The organism is Trinickia camelliae, assembly GCF_053525655.1.
Map to the genome: position 1 here is coordinate 435,469 of NZ_JBCHAA010000001.1, position 13,652 is coordinate 449,120.

A 13,652-nucleotide genomic window follows, 5' to 3' on the forward strand; every position below is an offset into this window, starting at 1 on the left:
TGAGTCAGTCGAGCGGAAACGCTCGAATGCCTTCGGCGTCGATTCGAAGGTAGCCGCCGCGCCGCTTACCGTGGTCGAGATCCCAGTCGGGCAGGACCCAGCGCGTGCCTCCATGCTCCTGGTGGCGTGCGGGCCGGTGCGTGTGGCCGTGAATCATGGTCGTCGTTCCGCTTGCCTTGAAGAGCATTTCCACCCCTTCACTCGTGACGTCGTAGAGCGGCGAAACCGGCCTCGTGCGGCCGTCCTCGCTCGCGCTGCGCATCCGTTCGGCGAGCGCGCGCCGCCATTTGAATGGCCACGCGAGAAAGAGCAACTGCGCGGCGCGGCTGCGTGCGAAGCGGCGAAACGTCTGATATTTCCGGTCCGAGGTGCAAAGCGCGTCGCCGTGTGCGAGCACGATGCGCGCGCCGAACGCGGTCATCACGAACGGATCGGGCAGCCAGATCGCACCGGCTGCTTTCATAAAGCGCTTGCCAAGCAGAAAATCGCGATTGCCATGCATGATGTAGAGCGCGACGCCGCGCTCGGACAGCGTGTGCATCAGCGCCGCCATGCTTGCCGCGAAAGGATCGGCGGCGAGCATGTCGTCGCCGATCCAATATTCGAACAGATCGCCGAGAATGAAGACAGAATCGGCGTTGTCAGCCGTTACGCGCACGAAGTGCTCGAACGCGGCGACCGTGCGCGGGATCGCCTCGCTTAAGTGCAGATCGGAGATAAAGAGGAGCGGGCGCGGCGCGTGCGGGCGGGTGTGACCGACTTCGCCCGGCACGCCCGCCGCGACGCTGTGTGGCGTATCCTGCCGCCCAGCAACGCTTTTCTCCCGTACGAGAGTGGTGCTCAATCTCAGTCGACGATAACGGCCTTTTCGATCACGACATCGTCAACGGGCACGTCCTGGTGGAAGCCCTTCGAGCCCGTTTTCACCTTCTTGATCTTTTCGACGACGTCGAGCCCATCGACAACCTTGCCGAACACCGCGTAGCCCCAGCCTTGCGGCGTCGGCGACGAGTGGTTCAGGAAGTCGTTGTCGTTCACATTGATGAAGAATTGCGCCGTAGCCGAATGCGGGTCGTTGGTGCGCGCCATGGCAATCGAGCCCTTCACGTTCTTCAGACCGTTGTTGGCTTCGTTGTCGATCGGCGCTTCGGTCGCCTTTTGCTTCATGCCCGGCTCGAAGCCGCCGCCTTGAATCATGAAGCCGTCGATCACGCGGTGAAACACCGTGTTGTCGTAGTGGCCGGCTTTCACATAGTTCAGGAAGTTCTCGACCGATTTCGGCGCTTTTTCAGCGTCCAGTTCGAGCTTGATGATGCCGTGGTTCGTATGGAGTTCGACCATGATGCGATCCTTGAGTAGAGGGAGGGAGCGGGCGGGGCCGCGCGAACTACGCCATATTTCACTAAGTTAGCGCGTTCCCGCCGATTGCGCGAATTGTCGTCTACGCGTGATTTATTTCGAAACGACGCTGGCCGATTCGATCACGATCGGGGTTTGCGGAACGTCGGCCATCGGGCCGCGCGTCGTGGTCGGCGTGCCTTCGATCTTCTTGACGACATCCATGCCGGAGACCACCTTGCCGAACACCGCGTAGCCGTTGCCGTCCGGATTCGGATAGTCGAGGCCGGCGTTGTCGACGGTATTGATGAAGAACTGCGCAGTGGCCGAATTCGGGTCGCTCGTGCGCGCCATCGCGATCGTACCGACCGCGTTCTTCAGGCCATTCTTGCTTTCGAGCGGAATCGGCGCGCGCGTCGGCTTCTCGACGTAGCTCGCCGTGAAGCCGCCACCCTGGATCATGAAGCCCGGAATCACGCGGTGGAAGATCGTGCCGCTGTATTGCCCGGATTTCACGTAGTCGAGGAAGTTGGCGACCGTCTTCGGCGCTTTCTCGGGGTACAGCTCGACGCGGATGTCGCCGTCCGTCGTCTTGATGAGTACGGTGGGGTGCGCGGCGGGGGCGGCCGTTTGCGCAAAGGCGGGGGCGTTCGCGATCAAAGCGGCGCTGCCGAGCGCCAACAACAAACTTTTCATGAAATTCCTCGGAGTGGAGAAAAGGGGAGCCGCGTGCACCGCTTACTGCGACGGCGCGACGTACGGAGGCATGGCCAGCGAACCGTTCGAGCCGGCGCCGTACTGGAACGTCGGCAAGGAGATGACCGGGAAATTCGGCATGGGAGCCGAAGCCGGCACGGCCGCTTTCGCGGTCTTCTTGCTCGAGGCGGGCGGCGAGATCACTTTCTGGAGGTCGGCAAGGCGCTGCGCGGTCGCGCCGCTTGCATGACCGAGCGACTGAGCGCGCTTGTAAGACTCTGCTGCAAGCCGCAGGTACAGGTCGCCCAGATTTTCGTACGCGAGGCCGTAGCTCGGGTTGGTCTTGACAGCGGTTTCGAGCGCGGCGCGCGCCTCGTCGTAGCGGCCTTCTTTTGCGTAGAGCGCAGCCAGGTTGTTGTAGGGCTCGGGCAGCTCCGGATAGGTCTGCGTCAGCTCGACGAATTGCTGGATCGCTTCGTCGTCGCGATTCAGATGGGCGAGCACGGCGCCGCGCTTGAACTTCGCCTGGGCGTCGCGCGGGTTCGTCTTGATGCGTGCGTCGAGTTGGGAAAGCGCCGCGTTCCAGTTCTGGCTGGCGATCGACGCGTCGATCTGCGGCGTGCCGTCGGCGACCGCCGTCGACACTTGTTGTGCGTGGGCGGCGACGCCCGGCAGCGCGGTCAGTACAACGCCGCACAGCATGGCCGCGGCGAGGGTCGCAGCGCGGGGCGCGCGGCCGCTGGAAGGTTTCATAGGCTCAAGTCGGGATGTTATACTCCGACCCATTCTAACAAAACGTCTGCTAGTTTCCTCGAACAGCAGACTGTCTATCGCCACTCGTGGTCGTCTCCGCCTCGATCGCAGCTTGATCGCAGTTTCAAGCGTTCACGTTCGCGCACCGGTTCTGTCACATGCACCGCATTCGTCATGTGTGTCGAATGCGCGGCGTGCGGCGTCAAGTGCGGATATCTCTCGGCCCACGCATCGTCTCTATGGAATCTCTGCGCATCTACAACACGCTCGCGCGTGACAAGCAACTATTCGTTCCGCGCCGCGCGGGCGAGGTGCGGATGTACGTCTGCGGGATGACGGTGTACGACTATTGCCACGTCGGCCACGCGCGCGTGATGGTCGTGTTCGACATCGTGCAGCGGTGGCTGCGCACCCTCGGCTATCAAGTCACTTACGTGCGCAACATCACCGATGTCGACGATAAGATCATTCGCCGCGCCGTCGAGAACGGCGAGACGATCAAGGCGCTGACAGACCGCTTCATCGCGGCGATGCACGAAGACGCGGACGCGCTTGGCATCGAGCGTCCCGACATCGAGCCGCGTGCAACCGATTTCATCCCGCAGATGCTTGGCATGATCGAGCGGCTCGAAGCAAATGGTTATGCGTATCGAGCCAAAGACGGCGATGTCAATTACGCAGTGCGCAAGTTCGCGAACTACGGCAAGCTGTCGGGCAAGTCGCTCGAAGATTTGCGCGCGGGCGAGCGAGTGGCGGCGAACGACGCCAAGGAAGATCCGCTCGATTTCGTGCTGTGGAAAAGCGCGAAGCCCGACGAGCCGGCCGATACGATCTGGGAATCGCCGTACGGGCGCGGCCGTCCTGGGTGGCATATCGAATGCTCGGCGATGAGCTGCACGCTGCTTGGCGAACACTTCGACTTGCACGGCGGCGGCCAGGACCTGCAGTTTCCGCACCACGAGAATGAAATCGCGCAAAGCGAAGGCGCGACAAATCAAACCTTCGTCAGTTATTGGATGCACAACGGCTTCGTTCAGATCGACAATGAAAAGATGTCGAAATCGCTCGGCAACTTCTTCACGATCCGTGACGTGCTCGCGAAATATGATGCGGAAGTCGTGCGTTTCTTCATTGCGCGTGCGCATTATCGTTCGCCGCTCAACTATAGCGATGTGCACCTCGACGACGCGCGCGCGGCGCTTACGCGCTTGTATGTCGCGTTGAAAGAGGCAAGCCCCGACGGCCTGGCGCTCGACTGGAACGAAGCGCATGCGACGCGATTCCGCGCGGCGATGAACGACGACTTCAATACGCCGGTCGCGGTGGCGGTGCTGTTCGAATTGGCGGGTGAGGTGAATCGCACGCGCGACGCTGCGCTTGCGCGTCAGCTCAAGGGGCTTGCGCAGGTCGTCGGCCTGCTCGGCCGCGATCCGCGCGTGTTCTTGCAGCAGGCGGGTGGCAGCGCGAACGAAGCGTCGCTCGATGTCGCCGCGATCGAAGCGCAGATCGCTGCGCGCGTCGCTGCGAAGCAAGGGAAGAACTATGCCGAAGCAGACCGGATTCGCAATGAATTGCTCGAAGCCGGAATTGCGCTTGAAGACAAACCGGGCGGGTTGACCGAGTGGCGCCGCGTATGAGCGCGCATCGGAAATCCCTCTGATCGACTCGCCAGGCAGGAGGCAAGATGGCAACGGCCAGGAAGGCGCCGGCTAAAACGGCGGCGCCGCAAAAATCCGCGGCAGCAGTAAAGACGGCACGCGCGCGCAAGGCGGGCGTGTCGAAGGCATCGCCGGACGACGGCGGTCAGGTGCTTCCCCTAAAAAGTGCTGCGGCAAAAAAAGCAGCCGCCAAACGTTTGCTCAATGGCAGCGCCGGTCATGCGGCGAAGCCGGCTCGCCCGTCAAAACGGAAAGCGGGCAAACCCAATGGTTCGGCAGGGGCTGCAGAGGTTCAAGAGTTCGCACGGGACGGCGAGATCGTGCGCAAGACGCGCGCGGGTTCGTCGACGGAAGCGGCCGTCCCGGTGCAGATCAGCGGCATGACTCCGGCTGTCACACGGCCGCCGTACTGGGACGGCGCGTGCGCAGACCTCGTCAAGCGCGATCGCATCCTCAAGAAGCTGATCCCGAAGTTCGGGCCGGTGCACCTCATCAACGGCGGCGATCCGTTCGTCACGCTCGCGCGGTCGGTGGTGGGGCAGCAGATCTCGGTCCAGGCGGCGCAAGCCGTGTGGGAGCGCATCGAAGCAGTGTGCCCGAAGCTCGCTCCGCAGCAGTTCATCAAGCTCGGCCAGGAAAAACTCGTTGCGTGCGGTCTTTCGAAGCGCAAGTCCGAATACATTCTCGATCTCGCGCAGCACTTCGTGTCAGGTGCGCTGCACGTCGACAAGTGGATGTCGATGGAGGACGAGGCGGTCATTGCCGAGCTGACGCAAATTCGCGGCATCGGTCGTTGGACGGCGGAGATGTTCCTGATCTTCAACCTGTCACGGCCCGATGTGTTGCCACTCGACGACCTCGGCCTCATTCGTGCGATCAGCGTCAACTATTTCAGCGGCGAACCGGTTACGCGCAGCGAAGCGCGTGAAGTCGCGGCCAATTGGGAACCGTGGCGTACTGTCGCGACCTGGTATATGTGGCGCAGCCTCGATCCGCTCGCGAACGGCGAGTGACGAATGATGTGCGTGAATCGGCTATCGATATCTTATAATTGATAGTTGCGATCTGATTTTGACTTTGTCGGGCGCGGTTAGAATACGCGCTGCCCGGCAAGTCCAAGGATTCGAACAAATGAAAACGACATTTCTGGATTTCGAACAGCCCATCGCTGAACTCGAAGCGAAGATTGAAGAGTTGCGCTTCGTGCAGGACGATTCGGCTGTCGATATTTCGGAAGAGATCGAGCGGCTGTCCAAGAAAGGCCAGCAGCTCACGAAGGACCTCTACGCGAACCTGAGCCCCTGGCAGGTTTCGCAAATCGCGCGTCACCCGCAGCGTCCCTATACGCTCGATTACGTCAACGAGCTGTTCACCGATTTTCATGAGCTGCACGGCGACCGTTCGTATGCGGACGATTTGTCGATCGTCGGCGGTCTCGCGCGTTTCAACGGTCAACCGTGCATGGTGATCGGCCAGCAGAAGGGGCGCGATACGAAGGAACGCGCGGCTCGCAACTTCGGTATGCCGCGTCCGGAAGGCTATCGGAAGGCCGAGCGTCTCATGCGTCTTGCCGAGAAGTTCGGGTTGCCGATTTTCACGTTCATCGATACGCCGGGTGCGTATCCGGGCATCGGTGCCGAAGAGCGTGGGCAATCGGAAGCGATCGGCCGCAATTTGTACGTGATGGCCGAGTTGAAGACGCCGATCATCGCGACCGTGATCGGCGAAGGCGGTTCGGGCGGCGCGTTGGCGATCGCGGTTGCCGATAGCGTGTTGATGCTGCAGTTCTCGACCTACTCGGTGATTTCGCCGGAGGGCTGCGCGTCGATTCTGTGGAAGAGCGCGGCCAAGGCGCCGGAGGCTGCCGAGGCGTTGGGCTTGACCGCGCATCGTCTGAAAGCGCTCGGCCTCATCGACAAGATCGTCAACGAGCCGCTCGGTGGCGCGCATCGCGATCCGAAGGGCATGGCTGCGCTGCTGCGCCGCGCGCTCGCCGACACGCTGCGCCAGTTCCAGGGCATGAGCACGCAAGAGCTGCGTGAGCGCCGTTTCGAACGTCTGATGGCGTACGGCAAATTCAAGGAAACGACGCCGGGCGCATGACGCGCACGTGCGGCTCGTTCTCACAGGGGCGCTACGCGCCTTGCAGCCGTGACTTCCTCCGCTGAATCCACTGCCGATCGCATCGTTTTCGATGCGATCGGCAGTGCGCTTTCGGGGCTTCCCGATGATGCTCGCATTGCGCTTGCGTACAGCGGGGGCCTCGATTCGACGGTGCTGCTCGACGCCGCCGTGCGCGTAGCTGGGGCGGCGCGCTGTGTCGCGCTGCATGTTCACCACGGTCTTAGCCCGAACGCAGATCAATGGCTTGCGCATTGCGAGGCGACGGCGCGTGCCTATGGCGTGGGCTTCGAGGCACAGTACGTCGAAGTGATGCGCAGGTCGGGCGAGAGCGTCGAGGCGATGGCGCGCAACGCGCGCTATCGCGCGCTCGATGCGATGTGCGCGCGTCATGGCGCCGCTGCGCTGTGGCTCGCTCAACACGCTGACGATCAAGCCGAGACCGTGCTGCTGCAATTGCTGCGCGGCGCGGGCGTTGCCGGGCTGGCGGCGATGGCGCCGCAGCGCGTCGAGGGGGCGTCGGCGGTGCCGCGCGTGCGGCCGCTGCTCTATCTGCTCAGAGGCCAGCTCGAGACCTATGCGCAGACGCACGACTTGCGCTGGATCGACGACGAATCGAATGCCGATACCCGCTATGCGCGCAATGCACTGCGCCATGAGGTGATCCCGGCGCTCGCGGTGCATTTCCCCGGTTTTCGCGACGCGCTCGCGCGGGCGGCGCGGCATGCGGCGAGCGCGCAGCGCCTGCTCGACGACCTCGCCGAACTCGATATGCAAACGGTGTCGTGCGACGAGCGCCGCGCCTTGTCGCGCGCTGCGCTGCTCGTTCTGGATGATGAGCGCGCGCTGAACGTGATCCGCTTTTGGATGCGCACGCTCGGTTTGCCGGCTGCCTCGAGCGGCCGCCTCACCGACGCATTGCGCCAATTGCGCGATGCACGCGACGATCATCGCTTGCGTGTCGATCACGCCGGGCAATGCTTGCGTTTGTATCGCGATCAAATTTATTGGGAAGCAGGGGACAGCGCCGATCCGGCGCACGAAGCCGCGATCGAGGTCAGAACGCCAAGCGAGCTGAACTGGCGCGGCGACGAGGTCTGGCGTTTGCCGCTTTGGCGCGGCTCACTTGTCTTTGTGCGGGCAGCAGACGACGACCCTGAAGCTGTCCCCGAGGCGCTGCTTGCGCACGCGCCGTTGTCGGCCCGCTCGCGCGTGGGTGGCGAGCGCATGCGCGTCGCGCCGCACGGCCCGACGCGCACGCTGAAGAATCTGTTCCAGGAACTCGGCGTGCCGGCGTGGAAGCGGGACGTGCCGCTTGTCTATTGCGGCGATCAGCTCCTTTTCGTGCCGCTGATCGGCGTGAACCGCGACGCGTTGCGCGACCAACTGCCGCGACGGACGGGGCAGCCCTGCCGGCGCATCGAATGGCGCCCCGATTTGTTGATCGCTTGACCGCCAATATCCCTCGAATTCGCGCACATCCTTTGCGCACAAGCCTCTGAGGGCGTTTTTCAGCCGCGTCTGGCTTGTCTTTTTGGCGTCGATCGAGTACGCTCAATCGTTTGCTCGACCCGCTTTTGCTACCGCTGGTGCATATTTTTTTGCGTGTTTTGCGCCACTTTGCGGTCTCTTGCGTCTATTTAACGAGCAAACCCGCGCATGCCCAGAGGCAACTCGTGCATGCCTTCGCCGCCACCCTTCGTCGTCGTCCTAAGCTCACAAGGCGTGTGACCGAACGGCAGTCTTGCGGTCCGTTGAGCCCATTCAGCACATCGAGCACGTCAAGCGGCGCGGTCACATTTCCAGTTCAGAACGACAATGGCACTCATCGTACACAAATACGGCGGCACCTCGATGGGCTCGGTCGAGCGCATCAAGAACGTCGCCAAGCGCGTCGTCAAATGGCACCAAGCCGGCCACCAGATGGTCGTCGTGCCGTCGGCGATGTCCGGCGAAACCAATCGTCTCCTCGGTCTTGCGAAAGAGATCACGAGCCAGCCGAGCCCGCGCGAACTCGACATGATCGCCGCTACCGGCGAGCAGGTCAGCGTCGGCCTGCTGTCGATCGCGTTGCAGGAACTCGGCGTCGAAGCCGTGAGCTACGCCGGCTGGCAGGTCCCGATCAAAACCGACAGTTCTTTCACGAAAGCGCGCATTCACACGATCGATGACGAGCGCGTGAAGCGCGATCTCAACGACGGCAAAGTGGTGGTGATCACGGGCTTCCAGGGTGTCGATCCCGAAGGCCACATCACGACGCTCGGCCGCGGCGGTTCCGATACCTCGGCGGTCGCGGTCGCGGCAGCTTTGAAAGCGGAAGAATGCCTGATCTATACCGACGTCGACGGCGTCTACACGACTGACCCGCGCGTTGTCGACAGCGCGCGCCGGCTCGATCGCGTCACGTTCGAAGAAATGTTGGAAATGGCAAGCCTGGGTTCGAAGGTCTTGCAGATCCGCTCGGTGGAGTTCGCCGGCAAATATCAGGTGAAGACGCGCGTGCTGTCGAGCCTGACCGATCCGCAGATCCCGCTCGAAATCGAAATGAAGTCGGGCACCCTGATCACTTTTGAAGAAGACGAGACCATGGAAAAAGCAGTCATCTCCGGTATCGCGTTCCAGCGCGATGAAGCCCGTATCGCAGTGATGGGCGTGCCCGACAAGCCGGGCATCGCGTATCAGATTCTCGGCCCGGTGGCGGATGCGAACATCGACGTCGACATGATCATCCAGAATCAGAGCGTGCAAGGCAAAACCGACTTCACGTTCACGGTCGGCCGCGGCGACTATCAGCGCGCGATGGACATTCTCGTCAATCAAGTGAAGGGTCACGTGAGCGCCGAACAGGTGCTGGGCGATCCGAAGGTGTCGAAGGTGTCGGTGGTAGGCGTCGGTATGCGCTCGCACGTGGGCATTGCGAGCACGATGTTCCGCACGCTGTCGGAAGAGGGCATCAACATCCAGATGATCTCGACCTCCGAAATCAAAATCTCAGTGTTGATCGACGAGAAGTACATGGAGCTCGCCGTGCGCGCGCTGCACAAGGCATTCGAGCTCGATCAGGCGTAACAAAAATGAGGTAGGTGCGGGGTGTGCCTATTGTGCGCAACACCCGCGATGCGAATCGTCAAACCTGGCGAGAAAATTGCGTCATAAGTTTGACCTTCGCTCGCGAACCCGCTATTATCTTGGCTTCGTCGCGCTGCCTCCCTGGCGCGAGCGAAGGTTTGGGAGACGTGGCCGAGAGGTCGAAGGCACTCCCCTGCTAAGGGAGCATCTGGGCCAAAACCTGGATCGAGGGTTCGAATCCCTCCGTCTCCGCCAGCAATGGCGGTGAAACCCCGTAGAGCTGCGGTTCTACGGGGTTTTATTTTTTTGAAGTGGGGATTTTGTTTTCGCATTCGATTCGCCACGCGGCGAATTGCCGCGTGGCGATCGAAATTGCGAATTTAATTCGGACCGCCAATTAAGTCCCTTCTCAATCGAAGAAATGGAAAGGCGTGCGCAAGAGGCTCGTCGGCGGTATCTTTTTCATGTCCAGCCTGCCTCGGGCAAATCACATTTGTTTGAATACCACACCGTGTAACGAAACGTAACGCCAATCGGCTGCGGCGATCTTGTGCATCAGTAGTTACAAGTTTGAAATACGCCGGCTTGGGTCGGTACGCTATATTGCACTCAGCAACACCACATTTCGTACAAAAGGTGAGTTCATGAAATCCGCACGCATTCTTCCACTTCTTATCGGGGTTTTGGCGATCGGCGCATCCAGTGCGGCGATGGCAGGCGTGAGCGTCGGGGTTAATATCGGCATCCCGGCACCTGTGTATGTGGCGCCCGCGCCGGTCTACGCGCCGCCGCCCCCGCCGCCGCCTGTCGTCTATGCGCCGGCTCCGGTATATGCCGCGCCGGTCTACGGCGGCCCGTCAATCGTGATCGGCTGGCATGGCGACCGCTACTGGGATGGTCGTCGCTATTGGGGTCGCGATGACTGGTATCGCCATCATGGCGGTCCTGGCTACGGCTGGCATGGCGGTCATGGCGACGACTGGCATGGCGACCGTGGCCACGGCTGGCATTGAGATTGATGCGGTGCTGGTCTAGCCCGCGTGACGCATAAAAAAACCGCCCAAAAAAGGGCGGTTTTTTATTGGTGCCGACGCGAATGCTGCAGGCGCCGCCGGGGATTCGGCGGTTATTCTCCGGCTGCGGCCATCCCGCCGACCACCGCGCTAAAGCCGCTGTCGACGTGCATGATCTCGGCCGTCACGCCGCTCGCCAGATCCGACAGCAGGAATGCGGCCGAGTTGCCGACTTGTTCGATCGTCACGTTGCGCTTGAGCGGCGCGTTCTCTTCGACGAAGTCGAGGATCTTGCCGAAGCCCTTGATGCCGCTCGCCGCGAGCGTCTTGATCGGGCCCGCCGAGATGCCGTTCACGCGAATGCCTTTCTTGCCGAGCGAAACGGCGAGGTAACGCACGCTCGCTTCGAGTGCGGCTTTCGCCACGCCCATCGTGTTGTAGTTCGGAATCGCCTTTTCGGCGCCGAGGTAGGAGAGGGTGAGCAGCGCCGCATTGTCCGACAGCATCGGCAGTGCCGCTTTCGCGAGTGCGGGGAAGCTGTACGCGGAAATGTCGTGAGCGATGCGGAAGTTCTCGCGCGTCATCCCGTCGAGGAAGTCGCCGGCGATCGCTTCGCGCGGCGCGAAGCCGATCGAGTGGACGAGGCCGTCGAGGGTCGGCCAGTGGTCCTTGAGCGACGCGAAGAGTGCGTCGATTTGCGCATCGTCGGCGACATCGCACGGGAACACGAGGTTGCTGCCAAATTCGGCTGCGAATTCGGTGATGCGGTCCTTAAAGCGCTCGCCGACGTACGTGAACGCCAACTCGGCGCCTTCCCGTTTGCAAGCCTGCGCGATGCCGTAAGCGATCGAACGGTTCGACAGCAGCCCTGTCAGCAAAATGCGTTTACCAGCGAGAAAGCCCATGAATTCTCCTAATGAAGTCTGCGCGCCGTGCCGTCGCTCGAAAGTTCGCGTCCGGCCGGCCGGTGCGGGATTTTGGTTAGAATTCTCTCATATTGCAATCGCCAACTGACCAATACACCAATATGACGACTGGCTCGCGCGGGGCCTCTCCACGACGCGTGCAATGGCACGCCCTCATCGGCGCGTGTTTGCGCGACAGCATTTCGCATCGCAGACAAGCACTCGCCGCGCGTTTTCTGATCGCTGCGTGCATGTCGTTCTGGCTTATCGCGCCGCATGAGGCGCACGCTGTTTATGCGATCGCGCAATACGGCGAGCCGAAGTATTCGCCGGACTTCAAGCATTTCGACTACGTGAATCCGGGCGCGCCCAAAGGCGGCACGCTGGTGCTCGCGAACCCGAACCGCCTCACGAGCTTCGACAAATTCAATCCGTTCACGATGCGCGGCAATCCGGCGCCCGGCATCGGCATGCTGTTCGAGAGCCTGACGACCGGCAGCTCCGATGAAGTTGCGTCCGCCTACGGCCTGCTCGCCGACGACATCCGCATCGCGCCCGACCGCATGTCGGTGACATTCCACATCAATCCGCGCGCGCGTTTTTCAAACGGCGACGCGGTTACCGCGGACGACGTCAAATACTCATTCGATACGCTGACGAGCCCACAAGCCGCGCCGCAATACTCGGCTTTCTTCGCGGACATCAAGCGCGCGATGGTCGTCGATCCCGCGACCATCCGCTTCGAGTTCCGCCAGCCCAATCGTGAATTGCCGCTGCTCGCAGGCGGCATGCCAGTGTTCTCGCACAAGTGGGGTTTGAAGGCCGATGGCACGCGCATTGCGTTCGATCAGCTCGCGTTTCAACAGCCGATCGGCAGCGGGCCATACGTGATCGAAAGCTACGCCAACGGGCGCACGATCACCTATAAGCGCGATCCGTCGTACTGGGGGGCGTCGCTGCCGGTGCGCGTCGGCACCAACAATTTCGAACGCATCACCTACAAGCTCTACTCCGATGCCACGGCGCGGCTCGAGGCGTTCAAGGCGGGCGAGTATGACGCGCTGGTGGAATACATTGCGCGCAACTGGGTGCGGCGCGATGTCGGTAAGCGTTTCGACAACGGCGAGCTGATCAAGCGCGAATTCCGGCAGCACAACGGGGCAGGCATGCAGGGCTTCTTTATGAATCTGCGCCGGCCGCTCTTTCAGGATGTGCGCGTGCGCGAAGCGCTCGATCTCGCGTTTGACTTTGAGTGGCTGAATCGCCAACTGTTCTTCGGCGGCTATACGCGGGTCGACAGCTACTTTGCCGATAGCGACATGCAAGCGAAGGGCATGCCGAGCGCCGGGGAACTCGCGCTGCTCGATCCGTTGCGGGCGCAACTGGATCCCGCCGTGTTCGGGCCGATGACCGTGCAGCCCGATACGGACCCGCCCAATTCGTTGCGCGCGAACTTGCTGAAGGCGCGCGCGCTGCTGGCGGACGCCGGGTGGACCTACCGTAACGGCGCGCTGCGAAACGCCAAAGGTCAGCCTTTCACGTTCGAGATTCTCGATGACAGCGGCTCGGGCGGCGGCATGGAGCCAGTCGTGACCGCATACATCCGCAACCTGGCGAAGCTCGGCATCACGGCGAACTTTCGCACGGTCGATTTCGCGCTGATCCAGAAGCGCTACGACGCGTTCGACTACGACATGACGACGATCCGCTGGCCGGGAACGCCGATACCTGGGCAGGAGCAGGTCAGCCGCTTCGGCAGCAAGTCAGCCGACCAGCAAGGCTCGGACAACATGGTGGGCCTCAAGTCGCCGGCCGTCGACAAGCTCCTCTCCGAGCTCGTCCATGCGCAGACGCGCGAACAACTGACCGATGCGGCTCGCGCGCTCGATCGTGTGCTCATGCATGGCTACTACGTGGTGCCGCATTGGTACAGCGCGACGCACCGGATCGCGTACAAGCGCGAGCTCGCGTACCCGAAGACCTTGCCGCTGTACTATGAGGCGGACGACTGGATCATCTCGACGTGGTGGTTTGCGCAATCGTCGACCGCGGAGTCGACGGACAAAGCGCACTGAAATTGGTGCGTCTCTCGGACTTCC

The 13,652-nt window shown here is 62.0% G+C and carries 12 protein-coding genes and 1 tRNA gene; 8 read left to right on the plus strand and 5 right to left on the minus strand.

The window, feature by feature from the left end; translation table 11 throughout:
* Positions 1–4 precede the first annotated feature (4 nt).
* The 4 genes from AAHK20_RS01990 to AAHK20_RS02005 all read right to left on the minus strand — a co-directional run bounded on the left by AAHK20_RS01990 (position 5) and on the right by AAHK20_RS02005 (position 2,787).
* Positions 5–772, minus strand: coding sequence for a UDP-2,3-diacylglucosamine diphosphatase (locus AAHK20_RS01990; RefSeq protein WP_449180045.1), 768 nt, complete (start codon positions 770–772; stop codon positions 5–7).
* Positions 773–846: 74 nt separating this feature from the next.
* Positions 847–1,341, minus strand: a complete 495-nt coding sequence (locus tag AAHK20_RS01995; RefSeq protein WP_449179748.1) for a peptidylprolyl isomerase — start codon at positions 1,339–1,341, stop codon at positions 847–849.
* A 111-nt stretch (positions 1,342–1,452) separates the two neighbouring features.
* A complete protein-coding gene (locus AAHK20_RS02000; protein WP_449179749.1) occupies positions 1,453–2,034 on the minus strand; it encodes a peptidylprolyl isomerase in 582 nt (193 codons plus the stop codon).
* Between the two features lie 42 nt (positions 2,035–2,076).
* Positions 2,077–2,787 carry a tetratricopeptide repeat protein gene (locus AAHK20_RS02005; RefSeq protein ID WP_449179750.1) on the minus strand — a complete coding sequence of 237 codons (711 nt, stop codon included), beginning with the start codon at positions 2,785–2,787 and terminating at the stop codon, positions 2,077–2,079.
* A 239-nt stretch (positions 2,788–3,026) separates the two neighbouring features.
* Between AAHK20_RS02005 and cysS the strand changes: the two genes are divergently transcribed.
* The 7 genes from cysS (at position 3,027) to AAHK20_RS02040 (ending at position 10,648) form a co-directional block, all read left to right on the plus strand.
* On the plus strand, positions 3,027–4,424 hold the full coding sequence (gene cysS / locus AAHK20_RS02010) for a cysteine--tRNA ligase (RefSeq protein WP_449179751.1): 1,398 nt from the start codon (positions 3,027–3,029) through the stop codon (positions 4,422–4,424).
* A 47-nt stretch (positions 4,425–4,471) separates the two neighbouring features.
* Positions 4,472–5,458: a DNA-3-methyladenine glycosylase family protein gene (locus tag AAHK20_RS02015; RefSeq protein WP_449179752.1), complete on the plus strand. Its 987-nt coding sequence runs from the start codon at positions 4,472–4,474 to the stop codon at positions 5,456–5,458.
* 118 nt (positions 5,459–5,576) lie between these two features.
* Positions 5,577–6,548: an acetyl-CoA carboxylase carboxyltransferase subunit alpha gene (locus AAHK20_RS02020; protein ID WP_449179753.1), complete on the plus strand. Its 972-nt coding sequence runs from the start codon at positions 5,577–5,579 to the stop codon at positions 6,546–6,548.
* Between the two features lie 48 nt (positions 6,549–6,596).
* Positions 6,597–8,018, plus strand: a complete 1,422-nt coding sequence (tilS, locus tag AAHK20_RS02025) for a tRNA lysidine(34) synthetase TilS (RefSeq protein ID WP_449179754.1) — start codon at positions 6,597–6,599, stop codon at positions 8,016–8,018.
* Positions 8,019–8,384: 366 nt separating this feature from the next.
* Positions 8,385–9,635 carry an aspartate kinase gene (locus AAHK20_RS02030; protein ID WP_449179755.1) on the plus strand — a complete coding sequence of 417 codons (1,251 nt, stop codon included), beginning with the start codon at positions 8,385–8,387 and terminating at the stop codon, positions 9,633–9,635.
* Positions 9,636–9,796: 161 nt separating this feature from the next.
* Positions 9,797–9,890, plus strand: a tRNA-Ser gene (locus AAHK20_RS02035).
* Positions 9,891–10,279: 389 nt separating this feature from the next.
* Positions 10,280–10,648 carry a hypothetical protein gene (locus AAHK20_RS02040; RefSeq protein ID WP_449179756.1) on the plus strand — a complete coding sequence of 123 codons (369 nt, stop codon included), beginning with the start codon at positions 10,280–10,282 and terminating at the stop codon, positions 10,646–10,648.
* 113 nt (positions 10,649–10,761) lie between these two features.
* Here AAHK20_RS02040 and fabI read toward each other — a convergent pair whose 3' ends face one another.
* Positions 10,762–11,553, minus strand: coding sequence for an enoyl-ACP reductase FabI (gene fabI / locus AAHK20_RS02045; RefSeq protein ID WP_449179757.1), 792 nt, complete (start codon positions 11,551–11,553; stop codon positions 10,762–10,764).
* 122 nt (positions 11,554–11,675) lie between these two features.
* Here fabI and AAHK20_RS02050 point away from each other — a divergent pair, with 122 nt between their 5' ends.
* Positions 11,676–13,628, plus strand: coding sequence for an extracellular solute-binding protein (locus tag AAHK20_RS02050; protein WP_449179758.1), 1,953 nt, complete (start codon positions 11,676–11,678; stop codon positions 13,626–13,628).
* Positions 13,629–13,652: the final 24 nt, after the last annotated feature.